Origin of the sequence: Xenorhabdus szentirmaii DSM 16338, from assembly GCF_002632585.1 — a bacterium.
Taxonomy (GTDB): Bacteria; Pseudomonadota; Gammaproteobacteria; order Enterobacterales; family Enterobacteriaceae; genus Xenorhabdus; species Xenorhabdus szentirmaii.
Genome location: NZ_NIBV01000001.1, coordinates 2,146,820 through 2,167,670, shown reverse-complemented (window position 1 = coordinate 2,167,670; position 20,851 = coordinate 2,146,820). Strand labels below are relative to the sequence as shown.

Annotated in this window: 5 protein-coding genes; 4 read left to right on the top strand and 1 reads right to left on the bottom strand. The window is 47.5% G+C overall.

Features of this window, described 5'->3' with window-relative positions; all coding sequences use genetic code 11:
- The first annotated feature begins 91 nt into the window (after positions 1-91).
- The 4 genes from Xsze_RS09695 (at position 92) to Xsze_RS09680 (ending at position 17,638) form a co-directional block, all read left to right on the top strand.
- Positions 92-3,562 (top strand): Tc toxin subunit A, encoded by a 3,471-nt coding sequence (locus Xsze_RS09695; protein ID WP_038240568.1) that lies wholly within the window; start codon positions 92-94, stop codon positions 3,560-3,562.
- Positions 3,563-3,568: 6 nt separating this feature from the next.
- Positions 3,569-7,771, top strand: coding sequence for a Tc toxin subunit A-related protein (locus Xsze_RS09690; RefSeq protein ID WP_038240569.1), 4,203 nt, complete (start codon positions 3,569-3,571; stop codon positions 7,769-7,771).
- Between the two features lie 45 nt (positions 7,772-7,816).
- Complete coding sequence (locus tag Xsze_RS09685) at positions 7,817-9,763, top strand: glycoside hydrolase family 18 protein (protein WP_038240570.1); 1,947 nt, start codon at positions 7,817-7,819, stop codon at positions 9,761-9,763.
- Positions 9,764-10,120: 357 nt separating this feature from the next.
- Complete coding sequence (locus tag Xsze_RS09680) at positions 10,121-17,638, top strand: Tc toxin subunit A-related protein (protein ID WP_038240571.1); 7,518 nt, start codon at positions 10,121-10,123, stop codon at positions 17,636-17,638.
- A 128-nt stretch (positions 17,639-17,766) separates the two neighbouring features.
- Here the strand turns inward: Xsze_RS09680 and Xsze_RS09675 are convergent, their stop codons facing one another.
- Positions 17,767-20,817 (bottom strand): RHS repeat domain-containing protein, encoded by a 3,051-nt coding sequence (locus Xsze_RS09675; RefSeq protein WP_038240572.1) that lies wholly within the window; start codon positions 20,815-20,817, stop codon positions 17,767-17,769.
- Positions 20,818-20,851: the final 34 nt, after the last annotated feature.

The window sequence follows — 20,851 nt, the reverse complement described above, 5'->3', positions numbered from 1 at the left end:
ATTAATTACCCAACCCAACCAATGCGCGGCGTTCAACGCTGAATCAACAGGCTGTGAACGCCGTGATTTATCTTAACGGGTGATATAAAACATGAATACAACATCGACAGATGAGAAAACGGTAACGCCTCTGCTGGCGTCCGCATTTATGCAGGCCCAGCATGCTGTTCAACGGCTGCAATCAATAGAACAGAGCCACAGTGAGCTGAGTCGTTGGGGATATTTCTCGGTATTTGATATTGTCAAAGTCGGGCCGTCACGCTTCAAACGCCGCCACAAACATCATTTTAACGGTCAGGCAGAAACGCTCTATCAAAACGCACTCAGCTATGCAACCCAACTGATCCACAGCGCCCGCGAACGGGGATTGCGTGATGCCGAAACGCTGCGCATGGCCCGTGTCGCTTCCGGGCAACCGGAACTCCCCAACTATGCGGATCTCTTTCCGGAACCTTGGGACAATTTTTGTAAACCCGGTGCACTTGAGGCACTGAACTCCCCTGCTGCTTATCTGGTGGAGCTATATCAGTTCGCCCGCCAGCTTGAGCTGGATGCAACTGAAGGTGCAATGGCCTTTGCACAACGACGCCCGGATATTCCGGAATTATTGCTGGATCGCGATAACACGGATCAGGAGCTGCCGGCGTTACAGATAGTCAATGAAATTCTCTCTTTTATCGCCGCTGATTATATCGACCACAGTCAGGATACGGGCAAACCCGTTAACCAAGTGCTGGGGGAAACCTACTATCCTTACACTCTGCCGTTCAGCCTTGCGACGCTACAGACCACACTGGGTTTAGCTGATAAAAATACTTCTCTGGCCAGAGTTATTCAGGCACTTCATCAGGAGTTGCCGGATTTTTGCACAGAAATACAACCCGGTGCCGCCAACAGTGTATTGCTGGCAGCGACTCAGCTGAGTCAGGGGCAAATGGAACTGCTCACCGCAGAAACACCTTTTCCTGCCACCAGCCTGACACAGCCTGAGCTGGTTGCCCAATACCGCAGTGGCAGTACCACTGAAACGTCGACGGATCTGGATCTTTCCCAGCATGGTTATATTGTTCCTCAGCAACAGGAAGCACAGGGTCCCGCTTCACTGACCTTAGCACCGCTGCCTGCATCGCAGGAACCTTACGATGAAATTCATATCAAATGTCAAAATAAAGACGGGCAATCAGCGACTGTCACACTGCGCGGGCAATCTGTTCTTATCTGCCAGCGGGCGAAACGCCGGTTAAAACCGTTCAGCGACAACCCGCCCTACCCGCGCCAACTCCAACTGAGCTGGCATGACGAAGACAATAAAGATGTCGACCTCTCTCTCGGTCCGTGGTTCGGTGAACTGACCATTCAAGCACAAAAATGGGATGACCCACAATCTTTTCTGACCCTGAAATACCATCTGGTGTTATCCGACAAAGCATTACCTGCTGAACAGCTTTACCCTCAGGCAGAGGATTTCTTCAGAAAGAACTATGGGCTGGAACTCAGTGAGCGTGACAAACTGCCGGAAATCCTATTTCTTATTGACCGAATCAAGGGGCAAGCCGAAGAGATCGAGCAAGCCATTGCCTGGGGTGATTTCAGCCCGGTCGTTTCCGCCAATATCCGCTTTACCAACCCGATATTTTCCAATAAACAAAGCGAATTACGTTTTCCGCTTCCTTTTCAGGTTGGTGCCTGTTACCTCAATGCCGGCCAGCCTGACGCCGTTGGCATTGATGTTCAGCGCCCACGCAGCCTGACGGCAACCACCAATCCGCGTTTCGATCGACTGCAAAGGCTCATTCGCTTACAACGCTGGCTGGAAATACCGCATCATGATCTGGATGGGTTGTTAACCTGTGCAATGCGGGCAGAAGGTGAGGAAAACCTGACACTGGAGATCAATTTTAATACGTTGCGTGCATTAGGGTTATTCCGTCATCTCAATCAGCGTTATAAATTGTCGGCACCTGCTTTCGCAACTCTCTTACATACACTCTCACCGTTTGCTGTCAGTGGAAATCCCACGTTTTTGGATCAGGTCTTCAATCAGCCCAAACTCTTTGATGAACCTTTCTTTGTTGATAATCGGACGTTTGATTTCAGCGCCACCCGTGGCGGTGATGCGCGAACGATCAAGCAGTTGTGCGCCGGATTGAAAATTACCGCAGCGACCTTCCAATTATTGGCTGAACAGGTAAATGCCGCCTTTGAGCTGCCATCCGGCAAATTAACCTGTTCACTGCCCGTTATTTCCGCCCTGTATCGTCTCGTGACCGTTCCCCGGTTATTTAATTTAACGCCTGAACAGGGAATGATGCTGATTAACGCATTAAGTGCCAGCGGGAAATTCTCACCTCATATTCTGGCTGGCGAACCTCAGTTAAGCCTGTTGACACCCGACGGCTCGGATACCACAGAAGTCGACTTGCTGGATATTATTTTGCTCTTGGAGGAAATGGCTGCCTGGCTGCAACAGAGCAAACTGAAACCGGAAGAATTTTGCCTGATGCTGCAAAGTGTTATGTTGCCGGTGGTTGCCACTGACAGCAGTGTGACATTCTTCGACAACTTGCTGCAAAGCATTCCCAAAACCTTACTCACCGAGAATAACTTCAACGCCGGGGACATTCCCAAACTCCCTGAAGGTGAAAATTGGTTTGACACACTTTCAGTGCTGGTGACCCGCGACGGGCTTGTCAAAGTTTACCCACTCCATTGGGGACAGAGTGATGAAGATTACCTGAAATCAGTACTGACGCCTATCGCCGAACAACTTGTTGGCGATCCGGACAGTGTGGTTATTGCTGTTTCCGCCTTAACGCAGGTCATCACTCAGGCAAAAACTGCGCAGGAAGATCTGGTTTCCGCCAGCGTAACACGGGAATACGGTACTGCACGCGATATCGTTCCGTGGTTATTACGCTGGACTGGCAGCAGTGTCCCCGACTTTCTGGGCAAGATTTATGCACAGAGAACCCTAGATGGCGGATACCTGCGCACCCCACGGGATATCAGCGATGAATTACTGCATGTCACCTATCATCTGGCGATGAATAACATGCTGATTAAGCAGTTACGACTCAAAGCGCAAATCGTTTCATTGCGCATCATCGTCCCTGAATGGCTCGGTCTGGGATCGATAGACGGCAGCCCGCTATCCGTGCATGAGATTTGGGCACTGAGCCGGTTCCGCAATTGGGCGACCGGTTCATTGTTCAGTGAAGACGAGTTGATCGAATATTTCGCTTTTGCCAATCAGCCGGAGCAGAACGTCCGTAACGAGGAAAATTTTAATCGGGACTGTGCTGAAAAGCTTGCCGACATACTTGAGTGGGATGCTGATGAAATTGAGCTGGCAACCCGACATTTCGACCCGGCACCAACGCGTGCCAGAAATATGGAACAAATTGACTGGCTGCGCCGTGTCATGGCGTTGTCACGTCAGACTGGCTTGTCAGTGACTCCATTAATGATAGCCGCAACGTTACCGCCTTTCCCGCCCTATGACCAGATAACCCACTTAGGTGAGGCGATTATTGCGGCAACCCAGTATCCATCAGAGGAGTAAGGAACGATGAGTTCAGTTACCCAACCTATCGAAGAGCGCTTGCTGGAATCACAGCGCGATGCATTGCTGGATTTCTACCTTGGGCAGGTCGTTGCCCATTCCCCTGACATGGCAGCTCAGCGCGACAAAATCAAGGATGTTGACGATGCCTGCGACTATCTCCTGCTGGATCTGCTGACTTCCGCCAAGGTTAAAGCGACACGGCTTTCGCTTGCGACCAATTCATTGCAGCAATTTATTAACCGTGTGTCACTGAATATTGAACCCGGTTTGTTCATGACCGCTGAAGAGAGCGAAAATTGGCAGGAATTTGCTAACCGCTATAATTACTGGTCTGCGGATCGTTTATTGCGGACTTATCCGGAAAGCTATCTGGAACCGCTGTTACGCCTGAATAAAACAGAATTCTTTTTCCAACTGGAAAGTGTCCTCAATCAGGGAAAAATTACCGAAAATTCGGTACAAAAGGCTGTATTGGGTTATCTGAATAATTTTGAAGATGTCAGTAACCTGAAAGTTATCGCGGGCTATGAAGATGGCGTTGACATCAAACGCGATAAATTCTTCTTTGTCGGACGCACCCGTACACAGCCATACCAATATTACTGGCGTTCACTGAACCTTTCGATACGCCACCCTGATACTGATGCACTGTCTCCCAATGCCTGGAGTGAATGGAAACCTATCGACCTGCCGCTGGGCAGCGTGGATTCCAATTTGATACGCCCCGTCTTCCTGAACAATCGTCTGTATATCAGCTGGACCGAAGTTGAAGAACAGCCAGAAGAAAAAGACCCGACCTCATTATTGCTGCGTAGCCAAAACAGGAGCAACCAAAACAGCAACCAAGGCGTTGAGCCAGCGGCGAGTGATTGGGTGCCTACCACACCATACCTGACCCGAATCAAAATCGCTTATGCCAAATATGATGGCAGCTGGAGTACCCCCACCGTTTTGCGCGAAGACAAGCTGCAATACCGGATGACCCAGATGGTTGCAGTGATGGATATACAACAGGACCCGCACAATCCATTGCTGGCCCTTGTTCCGTTTGCCCGCATTCAGGGAACGGATGCTGACAGTCAGCCTTATGATTATGACGAAGCCTTCGGTTATGTCTGCGATACGCTGCTGGTGGAAATTACCGATCTGCCGGACGATGAGTATCCTGATGGGCGAAAAGGGAAGTATGTCGGCAACTTGGTCTGGTATTACTCACGTGAGCACAAAGATGCGGAAGGCAATCCCATTGATTACCGTACCATGGTGCTCTATCCGGCAACCCGGGAAGCGCGCTTTCCCATTGCCGGGGAAGCCAAACAGGAAGGCAGCCCCGATTTTGGCAAAAACAGCATCAAACTGATCGTCAATTTTGTTCACGGCACGGATGATACACTGGAGATAGTCGCTCAGTCTGACTTTGAGTTTGGGGCTATTGAGGATCATGAGTATTACGACGGTTCTTTCCGTCTGATGCATGATGATACGGTATTGGACGAGCAACCCTTAGTGCTGCACGAAAAAGTCCCTGATTTGACGTATCCATCAATAAAAGTGGGGGCAAGTAACCGTATCACACTGAAAGCCGAACTTCTCTTCAAGCCCAAGGGGGGCATTGGCAATGAAAGTGCCACCTGTACGCAAGAGTTCAAAATCGGTATGCATATCCGCGAACTGATTAAACTCAATGAACAGGATCAGGTGCAATTCCTCTCTTTCCCCCCAGATGAAAAGGGTAACGCAGCACAAAACATTCGCCTCAACACGCTGTTTGCCAAAAAACTGATCGCCATTGCCAGCCAGGGCATTCCGCAGGTACTGAGCTGGAATACCCAGCTTATTACAGAGCAGCCCATGCCCGGCGCATTCCCGACGCCCATTGACTTAAATGGCGCAAACGGGATCTATTTCTGGGAACTGTTTTTCCACATGCCATTCCTGGTCGCATGGCGACTGAATATAGAACAACGATTAAAAGAGGCCACCGAATGGCTGCACTATATTTTTAACCCGCTGGAAGATGAACTTGTTCAAACCAGCAGTCAGAATAAACCGCGTTACTGGAATTCACGCCCGATCATTGATCCCCCGCCCACCGTGTACCGCATGCTGACGGAACCGACTGATCCGGATGCCATTGCTGCCAGTGAACCCATTCACTACCGGAAGGCAATTTTCCGTTTCTATATCAAAAACTTGTTAGATCAGGGTGATATGGAATACCGTAAGCTGACATCCAGTGCGCGCATTGTCGCCAAACAAATTTATGATTCTGCCAGTATGTTGCTGGGCACCAGCCCTGATATTCTGCTCGCGGCAAACTGGCAACCCCGTACGCTGCAAGATGTGGCCCAGCATGAAACCAGTGAGGCGCGGTCACAGGAATTAAGGCTCTCTGCCGGAACCCTGCCACTTCTGGCAGCCGCATACGATACCTCCGTCTCCACTGTACCGCCTGATTTATTTGTAAAACCGGTAGATACGGAATACCTCAAACTGTGGCAAATGCTGGATCAGCGGCTGTATAACTTACGTCATAACCTGACCTTGGATGGCAAAGAGTTTCCGGCTGGGTTATACGACGAACCCATCAGCCCACAAGATTTGCTCAGGCAGCGTTACCAGCGTGTTGTCGCGAATCGCATGGCGGGAATGAAACGCCGGGCAATCCCGAATTATCGTTTCACCCCGATCATGAACCGGGCAAAAGAAGCGGTAGAAACATTGATCCAGTACGGCAGCACGTTACTGAGTTTGCTGGAGAAAAAAGACAGCACCGACTTTGAACACTTCCGCATGCAGCAACAACTGGGGCTGTACAGTTTTACCCGCAATCTGCAACAGCAGGCGGTTGACATGCAACAAGCCTCACTGGATGCACTGACCATCAGCCGACGTGCCGCTCAGGAGCGCCAGCAACACTATAAATCGCTCTATGATGAAAATATCTCCACCACTGAGCAGGAAGTGATCGCATTACAATCAAGTGCTGCCGATGGTGTGATCGCTGCCCAATCAGCCGCCACCGCAGCGGCCGTGGCGGATATGGTGCCCAATATTTTTGGTCTGGCGGTCGGGGGCATGGTCTTTGGCGGTATGCTGCGGGCAATCGGTGAAGGGATACGCATTGATGTTGAGAGTAAAAATGCCAAAGCCACCAGCCTGAGCGCATCAGAAAATTACCGCCGCCGTCAGCAAGAATGGGAGCTGCAATACAAGCAGGCGGATATCAATATTGAAGAGATTGACGCACAGATTAATGTTCAGCAACGCCAGTTGAATATCAGCACAACCCAGCTGGCACAACTGGAAGCCCAGCATGAACAGGAGAAAGTTCTGCTGGAGTACTATTCGAACCGTTTTACCAATGATGCGTTATATATGTGGATGATCAGCCAAATCTCCGGGCTTTATCTGCAAGCCTATGATGCGGTTAATTCCCTCTGTTTACTAGCTGAGGCTTCCTGGCAGTATGAAACCGGCCAATATGATATGAATTTCGTCGAAAGTGGCCTCTGGAATGACCTGTATCAGGGGTTGCTGGTCGGCGAACATCTGAAATTGGCATTGCAACGGATGGATCAAGCGTATTTGCAACATAACACCAGACGTCTGGAAATCGTAAAAACCGTATCGGTGAAATCATTGCTGACATCATCACAATGGGAGATTGGCAAAAGTACGGGATCATTCACTTTCGCACTGAGTGCCGAAATGTTCCTGCGTGATTATCCGACCCACGTTGATCGGCGCATAAAAACGGTGGCACTGTCATTGCCCGCATTGCTGGGGCCTTATGAAGATGTACGGGCCTCACTGGTTCAACTTAGCAATACGCTTAACAGTGTTGCCGATTTAAAGACAGTCGATTATCTGCTTAATCCTTTGGAATACACCAAGCCGGAGAATGTCTTGCTGAATGTACAGGCTAATCAGGGCGTGGTGATATCAACGGCCATGGAAGACAGCGGCATGTTCAGGCTCAATTTTGATGATGAACTGTTCCTGCCTTTTGAAGGGACAGGCGCCATTTCACAGTGGAAGCTGGAATTCGGCTCCGATCAGGATCAACTGCTGGAGTCACTGAGCGACGTTATCCTCCATTTACGCTATACCGCTCGTGACGTGAGTAGCGGAAGCAGTGAACTCAGCCAGCAGGTTCGTAGCCGTCTGAATAAACATCAATTAAAACAAGACGATTCCAACTAATATCAGGAGCTGGCCCCGGAATATAACGGGGCCGGAAGTGAAATTATGTCTCAACATGTTTATCGATACCCTTCAGTTAAAGCGATGTCTGACGCCAGCGGCGAAGTAGGCACATCTCTGGTCGCCTGGCAAAATCAATCGGGTGGTCAAACCTGGTATGTCATTTACGATAGCGCTGTCTTTAAAAATATCGGCTGGGTGGAACGCTGGCATATTCCCGACCGCAATATTTCCCCTGATTTGCCGGTTTATGAGAATGCCTGGCGGTATGTCCGTGATGCGACACCAGAAGAAATTGCTGCTCACGATAATCCCAGTACGCCATCCGTACCGCCGGGAGACAAGACAGTGATATTGCAATACGATGAACTGACAGAAAAAACGTATCAGGAGGTGGGATACAAACCTGATGGCAGCGGAACGCCTTTGAGTTATTCCTCGGCACGTGTTGCCACGTCCATGTACAACGAATATGAAGGTGATCCGGAAATTACAGAACCGCTGCCTAAAATCTCGGCCTATATTACCGACTGGTGCCAGTATGATGCGCGTTTGTCTCCGGAAACACAGGGGAACGCAGCGCTGGACAGCGACAACGCCCCCGGCCGTGGTTTTGATCTGGAAAAAATCCCGCCCACAGCTTACGACCGCCTGATTTTCAGTTTCATGGCTGTCAACGGTGATAAAGGCAAATTATCCGAACGGATTAATGAAGTGGTGGCTGGTTGGAATCGGCAGGCAGAAGCCAGCAGCGGCCAAATTGCGCCCATTACGCCCGGCCATATTGTGCCGGTCGACCCTTATGGTGATTTAGGGACTACACGCAATGTCGGCCTGAATTCTGATCAGCGTCGTGATGCCGGCCCGCAAAATTTCCTGCAATATTACCATCAGGAAGCGGCCTCGGGTTTGCTGGGGGGATTGCGTAATTTGAAAGAGCGTGCAAAACGGGCAGGGCATAAACTGGAACTTGCATTCAGTATCGGTGGCTGGAGCATGTCAGGCTACTTTTCTGTCATGGCCAAAGATCCCGCTCAACGTACTACCTTCGTGAATAGCGTCATCGACTTCTTCCGGCGCTTTCCCATGTTTACTGCGGTGGATATTGACTGGGAATACCCCGGGGCTTCAGGTGAAGAAGGCAATGAATTCGATCCGGAAAATGATGGCCCAAACTATGTTTTGTTAGTGAAAGAACTTCGTGAAAAGCTGGATATCGCCTTCGGAACCCGGGCACGCAAAGAAATCACGATAGCCTGTAGTGCCGTCGTTGCCAAAATGGAAAAATCCAGCTTCAAAGAAATCGCGCCTTATTTAGACAACATTTTCGTGATGACTTACGACTTCTTTGGTACGGGCTGGGCGGAATACATCGGCCATCACACGAACCTGTACCCGCCTAAATATGAATATGACGGCGATAACCCGCCTCCCCCCAATCCTGATCGGGAGATGGATTACTCAGCAGATGAAGCAATCCGTTTTTTACTGTCACAAGGTGTGCAACCGGAGAAAATTCACCTCGGGTTTGCTAACTACGGACGTTCGTGTCTGGGCGCAGATCTGGCAACGCGTCGCTATAACAGAACAGGGGAGCCACTGGGCACGATGGAGAAAGGTGCGCCGGAATTCTTCTGTCTGCTGAATAACCAATACGATGCCGAATATGCGCTTTCCCGCGGGAAAAATCAGTTTGAACTGGTAACAGACACGGAAACCGACGCGGATGCACTCTTTAATGCTGACGGTGGGCACTGGATCTCACTGGATACCCCCCGCACTGTGCTGCACAAGGGAATTTATGCCGCCAAAATGAAATTGGGCGGGATCTTCTCCTGGTCAGGCGATCAGGATGATGGCCTGCTGGCAAATGCCGCTCACGAAGGCGTGGGTTACTTACCTGTTCCCGGAAAAGAGAAGATTGATATGGGGCCTTTATATAACAAAGGGCGCCTTATTCAACTTTCTAAAGTCACCCGGAGTAAGCCGTAATTCGTAGGTTATAGGTTATAGACTGTAGTAAGCAAAATTTTCCCGGTGGCCTCACAAGGGTCACCGTATCATCCCCGTACCCTCATTTTGTTCTTCATATTCTATTGACATCCATAAAAAGTGAACCGGTGTACCTATTGAAAAACATTTACACTACCTTGGTGTGATGACCAGCAGAGAGGGTTTCTCTATATCTGATAGGCATAGAGAAACCCTCTCTTTTTTATTGAATGAATAAAGCGATAAATCAGCGTTAATTTGATTAAAGGTAATATTTTTTATCATATTATAATCATAATCAACTTTACCTACCCTAAAGTCATTAATCATTTAATTGACAACAACTTAAGGATTTGAATGATGGAAATTAATGAACTATTAGATAGAATAAATAAAAATAGATCTAATGATATTTTATTATTGACAAACATTTCGTTTATGTCTTTCAGCGAATTTCGTCATAGAACAAATGGAATTTTGACATGGCGAGAAACAGACTTTTTATATCAACAATCTCATCAGGAATTAAAACAGAATAAACTCGAAGAGTTACGCATATTGTCCCGTGCGAATCCACAATTAGCCAATACCGCCAGCCTTAATATTACCCCCTCAACATTAAATAATAGTTACAACGGTTGGTTTTATGGCCGCACCCACCGTTTCGTGAAACCGGGTTCCATTGCTTCCATGTTTTCACCTGCGGCTTATTTAACTGAATTATATCGGGAAGCCAAAGATCTTCATCCTGCAAACTCTCAGTATCAACTGAATAAACGACGCCCCGATATTGCTTCTCTGGCCCTGACTCAGGCGCATATGGATGAAGAAATCTCCACCTTATCCTTATCTAATGAACTATTGCTGCATAATATTCAGGCATTAGAGAAAACGGACTCTCACGGTGTAATAAAAATATTGTCCACTTACCGGCAAACCGGTATGACGCCTTATCATCTGCCGTATGAATCAGCCCGTCAGGCAATTTTATTGCAAGATAAAAACCTCATCGCATTTAGCCGTAACCCAGACGTAGCGAAATTAATGGACCCAACATCGCTACTGGCCATCAAAACTGATATCTCCCCGGAATTGTATCAAATCCTTGTAGAAGAAATCACACCGGAAAATTCAACCGCATTGATGAAGAAAAATTTCGGTACAGAGGATATCCTGATTTTTAAAAGTTATGCAGCTCTGGCCCGATACTATGATTTGTCTTATGATGAACTCAGTTTATTTGTCAATCTCTCTTTTGGTAAAAAAAATACCAATCAACAGTATAAAAATGAGCAACTGATAACCTTGGTCAATGACGGGAATGATACGGCAACCGCAAGGTTGATTAAGCGAACCCGCAAAGATTACTACGACTCACATTTAAACTATGCAGAACTCATTCCAGTAAAAGGCAATGAATATAAATATAATTTCAGCGTAAAGAAAACAGAACCTGATTATATGGAATTTCGTCTCCAGAATGGAGATAAAGAATATATATACCAAGATAAAAATTTCGTCCCCATTGCCAATACCCATTACAGCATTCCCATTAAACTGACGACAGAGCAAATCAATAACGGCATAACACTGCGCTTATGGCGGGTTAAGCCAAATCCGGGGCAGGCTATCAATGCCAATACGCACTTTAAAATGATGGAATTCCCCGGTGATATTTTCCTGTTAAAGTTGAATAAAGCGATTCGTTTGTATAAAGCCACAGGCATATCCCCGGAAGATATCTGGCAGGTAATCGAAAGTATTTATGATGACTTAACCATTGACAGCCGTGTGTTGGGCAAGCTGTTTTATGTTCAATATTATATGCACCACTATAATATTGGCGTCAGCGATGCATTGGTCTTGTGTGATTCAGATATCAGCCAATATTCCACTCAACAACAACCCAGCCACTTTACAACGCTGTTCAATACACCGTTATTAAATGGTCAAGAGTTTTCCGCCGATAATATAAAACTGGATTTAACCCCCGGTGAATCAAAAGATCATTTTCACTTGGGAATAATGAAACGTGCTTTCAGAGTAAATGACACTGAACTGTATACGTTATGGAAACTGGCCAATGGCGGAACAAACCCGGAATTTATCTGTTCCATTGAGAATCTCTCTCTGCTTTACCGTGTTCGCCTGCTGACAGACATTCATCATCTGACAGTGAATGAATTATCCATGTTGTTGTCGGTTTCTCCCTATGCAAACGCGAAGATTGCCCGTTTCCCTGATACAGAATTAACACAGTTAGCCAGCTTCCTGTTCCAATGCACACAGTGGCTGGCGACACAGAAATGGTCTGTCAGTGATGCATTTCTGATGACCACCGATAATTACAGCACCGTTCTTACGCCGGATATTGAAAACCTGATCACAACACTAACTAACGGATTACCAACACCGTTATCCGGTGGTGACGAACTGAACCGGGCGGCTGCACCGCTGATTGCTGCCAGCATTCAAATTGATTCAGCCAAGACAGCAGAAACTATTTTGCTGTGGATTGATCAGATAAAACCACAAGGACTGACATTCGATGATTTCATGGTCATTGCGGCCAACCGTGATCGCTCAGAGAATGAAACCAGTAACATGGTGGCCTTTTGTCAGGTGCTGGGGCAGCTTTCTCTGATTGTGCGCAATATTGGACTCAGCGAAAACGAACTGACCCTGTTGGTGACAAAACCGGAGAAATTCCAATCAGAAACCACAGCACTGCAACATGATCTCCCCACACTGCAAGCACTGACCCGCTTCCATGCTGTGATCATGCGTTGTGGAAGCTACGCGACAGAAACGTTAACCGCATTGGAATTAGGCACACTGACTGTTGAACAATTGGCGGTGGCGTTAAGATTTGATGCCCAGATCGTCGCGCAGGCATTGCAACAGACCGGCTTGGGAGTCAATACCTTTACCAACTGGAAAACCATGGATGTCACCCTGCAATGGCTGGATGTCGCCGCGACCTTGGGCATTACCCCGGATGGGGTTGCTGTACTCATAAAATTAAACTATGTCGGTGAACCGGAAACCCCGATGCCGACATTTGATGACTGGCAAGCCGCCAGTACTTTGTTGCAGGCGGGGCTGAACAGCCAACAATCCAACCAGCTTCAGGCATGGCTGGATGAGGCCATGGCAACAGCGGCCAGTGCTTACTACATCAAGAACGGCACACCTCAACAGATCAAGAGCCGGGATGAGTTGTACAGCTATCTGCTGATTGATAACCAGGTTTCTGCCCAAGTGAAAACCACCCGTATCGCAGAAGCCATTGCCAGCATTCAGTTATATATCAACCGGGCATTAAACAATGTTGAAGGGAAAGCAGTAAACTCAGTGAAAACCCGCCAGTTTTTCCGCGACTGGGAAACCTACAACCGACGGTACAGTACCTGGGCCGGCGCCTCTGAACTGGCTTATTATCCGGAAAACTATATCGACCCGACAATACGTATCGGTCAGACAGGCATGATGAGCAACCTGTTACAACAACTTTCCCAAAGTCAGTTAACTGTCGATACCGTTGAAGATAGCTTTAAAAATTATCTGACTGCATTTGAAGATGTCGCTAACTTACAGGTGATCAGTGGCTATCATGACAGCATCAATGTCAACGAAGGACTAACCTATTTAATTGGCTATAGCCAGACAGAACCCAGAATATATTATTGGCGCAATGTCGATCATCAAAAGTGCCAGCACGGTCAGTTTGCTGCCAATGCCTGGGAAGAATGGAAAAAAATTGAAATACCCATTAATGTATGGCAGGAAAATATCAGACCTGTTATTTACAAGTCACGTTTGTACTTACTGTGGCTGGAACAAAAAGAGCTGAAAAATGACAGTGAAAATGGCAAGATAGATATCACCGATTATATATTAAAACTGTCACATATCCGTTATGACGGAAGCTGGAGTTCACCGTTTAATTTTAATGTGACGGATAAAATAGAAAAGCTGATTAATAATAAAGCCAGCATTGGCATGTATTGTTCTTCTGATTATGAAAAAGACGTCATTATTGTTTATTTTCATGAGAAAAAAGACAGTTATGCTATTAATAGTCTTCCTGCAAGAGAAGGGATGACCATTAACCCTGATATGACTTCCTCTATTCTTACGGGAAATGATCTCAACGCCATTGTTAAAAGCACACTGTCAGAACTTGATACCAAGACCGAATACAAAGTCAACAATCAATTTGCGACAGATTATTTGGTTGAATATAAAGAATCGACAACCTTACAAAACAAACTAGCCAGTTTCACCGGCAATATTTTTGAATTATCCTATACGTCACCAACCAATGGCCATCTTAATTTAACGTTCAATCCTTCAATGGAAATCAACTTTTCCAAAGGCAGTATATATAATGATGAAATTAAATACCTATTGTCGTTGGTAGAAGATGAAACAGTTATTTTATTTGATTATGATAGACATGATGAAACGCTTGGAAAAGAAGAAGACTTTTTTTATTTTGGAACTTTGGATTTTATTATTTCCATAGATCTTAAAAATGCCGAATATTTTAGAGTGTTAATGAACCTAAGAACCAAGGAAAAGATTTCTAGAAAATCAGAACTTGGAGTTTTTATAAATTATGATTTTGAATCAAATGATGCTGAATTCACACTCGATACTAACATAGTATTAGATTGGAAAGATAACACAGGAGTATGGCATACTATATGTGAATCATTTATTAATGATATTTCAATCATTAATAACATGGAAAATATTATAGCAATGTTTTTTCGTCAGGATCCATGCTTGTATTTTTGCTCAATAGCTACAGATATAAAATATGTTTCATCTATGATCAAACAAATCCAAGATAAGCATATTAAATTTTTATTAAAAAATGATAATGATATTTTAGTGGAGTTAAATGCTGAAGACCATGTAACTTCTAAACCTTCGCCCGAATCTGATCCTGTGGTATATGATTTTAATCAAGTAGCCGTAAATATTGAAGGCTATGATATTCCTCTGGTAAGTGAATTTATTATCAAGCAAACCGACAGCGGTTATAACGATATTGTTATTGAATCCCCCATTCATATAAAACTAAAATCCAAAGATAAAAGTAATGTTATCTCTCTGCATAAAATGTCATCCGGCACACAATATATGCAGATTGGCCCTTACAGAACCCGGTTAAATACGTTATTTTCCAGAAAATTAACCGAGAGAGCCAATATTGGCATTGATAATGTTCTGAGCATGGAAACGCAAAATTTACCCGAATTTCAATTGGGTAAAGGTTTCTATGCCACTTTCACCCTGCCACCTTACAATTCAGCGACGCATGGCACCAACCGGGAATTCCAGCTCAACCTCAAACATGTGGTTGATGATAATGTACATGTTATTTACGCAGGGCTGTTGCAGGACACCGAGCTTGCTGTTCGGCTCTTTATTCCTCTGGATGATACACCGCGTAGTAGTGAATTCATTGCCAAGGTGTTTTTAACCACTCAGAAGAACAAAAATGACACTGCATGGGCAGGGCCACATTTTACGAATAAAGACGGCGTAATAGGTATCCATAAAAGCTCAAATGTCAGTATGTTTGCCAACATACAAATACATAACGGCACTACCGAACCCATGGATTTCAACGGTGCCAATGCAATCTATTTTTGGGAATTGTTCTATTACACGCCCATGATGGTATTCCAGCGCTTATTGCAAGAACAAAACTTCACCGAAGCGACACGCTGGCTGCGCTATATCTGGAACCCGGCCGGATATTCGGTTCAGGGAGAGATGCAGGATTATTACTGGAACGTCCGCCCATTGGAGGAAGATACATCCTGGAATGCCAATCCGCTGGACTCGGTCGATCCGGACGCCGTGGCCCAGAATGATCCGATGCATTATAAAGTGGCTACCTTTATGAAAATGCTGGATTTGCTGATTACCCGCGGAGACAGTGCCTACCGCCAGCTTGAACGGGATACCCTGAACGAAGCCAAAATGTGGTATGTACAGGCGCTTGCTTTGTTAGGTGATGAACCTTATTTCTCATTGGAGAATGATTGGTCAGAGCCACGGCTGGAAGAAGCAGCCAGTCAGACAATGCGCCATCAATACCAACACAATCTGTTGCAACTGCGTCAGCGCGTTGCATTGCCGACAAAGCGCATGGCAAATTCGCTGACCGCGTTGTTCCTTCCTCAAATCAATAAAAAACTGCAAGGTTATTGGCAGACATTAACGCAACGCCTCTATAACTTACGCCATAACCTGACCATCGACGGCCAGCCACTGTCATTACCTCTCTATGCTGCGCCCGCCGATCCGTCCATATTACTCAGTGCGGCGGTCACGGCCTCACAAGGCGGCGGGGATTTGCCTCATGCCGTGATGCCGATGTACCGCTTTCCGGTGATTCTGGAAAATGCCAAATGGGGAGTCAACCAATTGATGCAGTTTGGCAATACCCTGCTCAGCATCACTGAACGGCAGGATGCAGAAGCCCTGGCTGAAATACTGCAAACCCAGGGCAGTGAACTGGCCCTGCAAAGTATAAAAATGCAGGATAAGGTCATTGCTGAAATTGATGCGGATAAATTGGCGCTTCAGGAAAGCCGCAATGGTGCACAATCCCGTTTCGACAGTTTCAATACGCTGTATGACGAAGATGTTAATGCCGGTGAAAAACAAGCCATGGATCTCTACCTGTCTTCATCGGTCTTAAGCACCAGCGCCACGGCCCTGCATATGGCTGCCGCGGCGGCAGATCTCGTTCCCAATATCTATGGTTTTGCCGTCGGCGGTTCCCGTTTTGGTGCGCTTTTCAATGCAAGTGCAATTGGCATCGAAATTTCTGCGTCAGCAACACGTATTGCCGCAGACAAAATCAGCCAATCAGAAGTCTACCGCCGCCGCCGTCAGGAGTGGGAGATTCAGCGCAATAATGCCGAAGCTGAGATAAAACAAATTGATGCCCAGTTGGCAACGCTGGCTGTACGTCGTGAAGCGGCCGTATTGCAAAAAAACTATCTGGAAACCCAGCAGGCACAAACGCAGGCACAGTTAGCCTTCCTGCAAAGTAAATTCAGCAATGCCACATTATACAACTGGCTGCGCGGAAGGTTGTCCGCCATTTATTATCAGTTTTATGATTTGGCAGTTTCACTCTGTCTGATGGCAGAGCAAACGTATCAGTATGAATTGCATAATGGGGCGGCACGCTTTATTAAGCCCGGCGCCTGGCATGGCACTTATGCGGGATTATTGGCAGGTGAAACCCTGATGCTGAATTTGGCACAGATGGAAAAAAGCTATCTGGAAAAAGATGAACGGGCACTGGAGGTCACCAGAACCGTTTCTTTAGCCGAAATGTATGCGGGCCTGACAGAGAATAGTTTCATTTTAAAGAATAAAGTCATTGAGTTGGTCAATGCCGGAAAAGGCAGTGCGGGCACAGCGCTTAACGGCCTGAACATCGAAGGGGCGCAACTGCACGCCAGCCTTAAATTATCGGACCTGAACATTGCGGCCGATTATCCTGATGGTTTAGGCAATACGCGCCGCATCAAACAAATCAGTGTGACATTGCCTGCCTTGCTTGGGCCATATCAGGATGTCCGGGCCATACTGAGTTATGGCGGCAGCACAATCATGCCACGTGGTTGCAAAGCAATTGCCATCTCACATGGAATGAATGACAGTGGTCAATTCCAGATGGATTTCAATGATGCCAGATACCTGCCATTTGAAGGGCTTCCTGTGACCGATACAGGGACATTAACCCTGAGTTTTCCCGATATCAGTGGCAAACAGAAAAAATTATTGCTCAGCCTGAGCGATATCATTCTGCATATTCGTTACACGATTTGCTCTTGATCCATTGTTCTCAAATCTGGTTCTTGAATCCAAAAATGAACTGAACAGTGACCCTGTACGGGGTCACTGCCCATCAATAGGCAAAATCCACTTTGTCATCCATGACAAAGTGGAAATCAACATGATTGTTATGCTTCGGATTCGTTGTTGCGTGCAGAGGCATTAAAGAAGAAGTTATTGAAGGCCCGCTTAAAACCGCCCCATGTCACCCGGCTGGCGGCATTGGCAACATCTTCTCCAACGGCATAATGAGCTGCCGCGGCTGTCCCGCCAATGGCTGCCCCCGCCCATTCACTTGGTGTACGGCTATAAGGCAATACTAATTCAGAAACATTTCTCGCTACACTTTCTCCTATCATCCGGCCAAACCATCCCCTGGAACGGATAGCGTGGGAAATCGCAGCACTAATGCCACTTCTGAGCAGTAATCGGCCGATATACCGATAAGGGCCATCCCATAGATTACCAATGCGCCTTCCCCATTTAGCACCGTACATCGCGCCAATCGCTGCCCGTTCACCAAGCTCAGAGCTTCCCTGATGGCGGCCAAGCAACATTCCGCCAATAATTGCGCCTGATAGCGCCCCTAACCGCTCCGGCGCACTGACATTACCGGGCCTGAGCGTATCCAGCGTACCTTGTCCGGCGGGTGTGGCAATACTGATGGACATGCCCGTATTATGTTCTCCGGCCAATGCCATTAATCCTCCCACGGCCGCCGCTGTTGCTGCGGAAATGACGGTACCTGTCGAAGAGCTGTTAAAGAGAGCAGACGTCACAAGCGATGTGACAACAAAAGCGCCTACCTGAACGGGAACAGAGCGTTTGCGCGTCAGGTAACTCAAAACTTCCCCAATTTTTTCTGAGATATTGTTCGCGAAAAACCCCATGATTGCCCCGGAGACAAAACCACCCACTGCCGCCCCGACGATCCCCCAAGGTGTCGCTCCTGCAATCGTGGCAGCCTTAACCCCCAGACTTGCCATTCCCACACCCAGAACAAAAGATCGCAGTCCTCGGTTTAATTTCAAGAACGTATCAAAGGAAGCGCCTTGTTCGAGAAGATGTTCTGTCGTGATGTTGACTGCCTTTCGATACGCTTTTTTCCCTATCCAGGCAAGAACGCCCTGACCGGGGAAACGGCCATCAGAATCCGAAAAAACGATGGGGTTGTTCCTGCACATCCGGAACAAATTGAGACCATCGACCTCACCGGCAGGATCGACACTCAACCATCTCCCTGTCCACGATTGATAATAACGATAGCCATAGTAATACAATCCTGTCGCATCCCGCTCTTTGCCAGAATAACGCACGGTTTTGTAATCGGCTTCTGACTGGCTTCGGGCTGCCCACACGGCGGTTCCGCCATAAGGGTAATACTCTTCCTGACTGATGATCTGCCCGTCACTGTCCAATTCCAGCCCACTGCTGCCAATCAGGTTGCCATAACTGTAGCGCAGCTGATCATTGCTGATGTCCGCCGGTTTGCCTGTTTCCCAATGCAGCACCCGGACTTGTGCCTGACCCGCTTCACCAACCGTGATGACCTGCAAAAACTCTTTCAATGCCTCGCCGCTATATGTCGTGCGCCATTCCAGCTCCGGCAAATATAACGTTCGCTGTATTTGTTCATTATTACCTGTCTTCTGAACATTAGTCTTAATGACACGCTGACTGTCTGCGTCATAACGGTAGAATTCCTGATCAGGTGGCGCATTTTCCCTATTGACCAATATCACTTGTTGCAATTCATCGCGGGGTGTCCAGGAAAGATCCTGACCGGGAACAAGCCGGGTTTGATGCCCGCCGGGGGTGAACAGCATATCCACCTTGGCGGGATCTTCCGCCAGCGCTTCCAGTACAGCCCGGTTGCTGTAATCCGAGACTGTCATGTTCGTTGTGTAGTTATTGCCGGTGATCGGCGAATTGTGGCGGATTTGGGTCAGGTTCCCCCCACGATCGTAGTCGTAACTGCGGGAGTAATTCGTATAAGTATTGTTATCAATCAGCGCGGGGATGGGTAACTGGTTTTTTTGCCGGCCAATATTCGCCATTTCACGCCCGGTGACGGAAACCAGCTGGTACAGGCTGTCGTAGGTATAGGTATTTTCCGGCACAATTTTCTGGTTGCGCCAAAAGCGGGTAGTTTCAGCATCGTTCGTTGATTTCAGCACATTGCCGACAGGATCATATTCATAACGCAGGTTCTGTAACACTTTCTCCCCAGCGGCATGACCGGCAGGCCGTTCTGTTTTGATACCAATAATTCGTTGCGTCTCGGGTTCATGGATATATGTGGTCACTACCCCGTTACCATGCTCCTCCCGTAGTTTCTGGCTGGCGGCGGAATAAGTCAGGGATTTCACGATCACCTGTTCTTGTTTTCCCTTAAGCGCCAACCAGCTGCCTTGAAGCAGACCGGCCACATCATAGGCGATACGTTGCTTGTTTCCGGCCGCATCTGTACTCGTTAATACCGTACCGGTGGCATCGGTTGTGCTGGCAGAAGTGAATCTTTCCGGCGCCAGCGCGTTTTTCCAGCCGGATTCATCCGTACCTTGCCAATTTGCTTCGCTGTCATCTTTCAGTAATTGCTGTGTGACAGACAAGGGGATGCCGGTCAACGATATGCTGTTGGTTTGATTCATTCCGGTGGGATCATAGTGAACCACACACTGCCCGGCCAGATTGTTGTCTTTTTCTGCCGGCGTATTTCCTGACCAGATCAATCGCTCCGTGATACAGGCTTTCCCCTCTTTTACCTGCTCGGTAATCGTCAGCAAGCGTCCCGGAAGGCTGTCACTTTCATACTGAAACGTTCGGCTGACGCCATTGGCGCTGACCGCCAAAACGGGGCGTCTGGCAACATCATGCAGGGCGACACTGGTTCCGGCATCCACACTTTGTGTACGCAATGCTTTCTTACTGAGTGATGACAGGCAAATAAGATTGGGTGTAACGGCGTTCTTGTCACCCTCTGCCTTTTGGCGTTCATAAAATCGCGGATCAATACTCTGGATCAGCGCGCCTTGGGCATCATACTGATAACCGGTGATGCGCTCATCGGTTACCTGAGGGGTATCGGGGTGCCGATACCAAGCTATTTCACGTACTGTCTGACCGCGGTTGTCCAATGCGGTGACGGATGGCGTATTACTGTGAACGAAGTTCTTCATGATTCATTCCTAAATGAAGTGATGCCTGTTCAGT